The sequence below is a fragment of the Vibrio sp. Isolate34 genome (genome assembly GCF_022397915.1).
In the GTDB taxonomy this organism is placed as follows: Bacteria; Pseudomonadota; Gammaproteobacteria; order Enterobacterales; family Vibrionaceae; genus Vibrio.
This window is the reverse complement of sequence record NZ_JAKEUO010000064.1, coordinates 1-673: the sequence shown is the minus strand read 5'-3', so window position 1 is coordinate 673 and position 673 is coordinate 1. Positions and strand designations below refer to the sequence as shown.

Annotated in this window: 1 protein-coding gene, 2 tRNA genes and 1 rRNA gene; 1 reads left to right on the top strand and 3 read right to left on the bottom strand. The window is 46.2% G+C overall.

Going from position 1 to position 673, the window contains the following annotated elements; translation table 11 throughout:
- On the top strand, window positions 1–230 hold a 230-nt coding region (locus tag L1D22_RS22265; RefSeq protein ID WP_239831221.1), incomplete at its 5' end, for a transposase.
- 90 nt (window positions 231–320) lie between these two features.
- Here L1D22_RS22265 and L1D22_RS22260 read toward each other — a convergent pair.
- The 3 genes from L1D22_RS22260 to rrf all read right to left on the bottom strand — a co-directional run.
- Window positions 321–397: transfer RNA gene (locus L1D22_RS22260), tRNA-Trp, on the bottom strand.
- A 33-nt stretch (window positions 398–430) separates the two neighbouring features.
- Window positions 431–507 (bottom strand) — tRNA-Asp (locus L1D22_RS22255).
- A gap of 67 nt (window positions 508–574) precedes the next feature.
- Window positions 575–673 (bottom strand): 5S ribosomal RNA (rrf, locus tag L1D22_RS22250); the annotation flags it as partial.

The following is a 673-nucleotide window of genomic DNA, read 5'->3' as shown; positions in this document are numbered from 1 at the left end:
CAGATGAATTTGAGAACCTTACGATAATTCATATCCCACCTTATTCTCCCGAACTAAACCCTATAGAACAGGTATGGAGTTGGCTCCGTCAAAATGAAGTAGCAAACAGGTGCTTCGAAAACTATGACGATATCGTAGAGACGTTATGTAGAGCGTGGAATCGGTTTTGTGAAGATAAAAGCAGAGTGATCTCGCTCTGCTTTAGAGATTGGTTAAACTTGATAAGTTAATTAACGGAATTGGTATAAGAGGCCTCCATAACCACCTTAAAAAGTGATAGATACAAAAAAGCCCCAGCATTTCTGCTGAGGCTTTCTATATGGCAGGGGTGGAGAGATTCGAACTCCCAACACGCGGATTTGGAATCCGCTGCTCTGCCAATTGGAGCTACACCCCTATTTTCAGTTTAAAGAGCTGAACTCTAAATAAGTGGCGGAGTGGACGGGACTCGAACCCGCGACCCCCGGCGTGACAGGCCGGTATTCTAACCAACTGAACTACCACTCCGCAGTGGTCAACTCACTAAGTGAGCGTCCATATCTCCAGGTCGGTCAACCTAAAGATTTAATTTAAAGCCTGGCGATGTCCTACTCTCACATGGGGAAGCCCCACACTACCATCGGCGCTATTGTGTTTCACTTCTGAGTTCGGCATGGAATCAGGTGGGTCCACA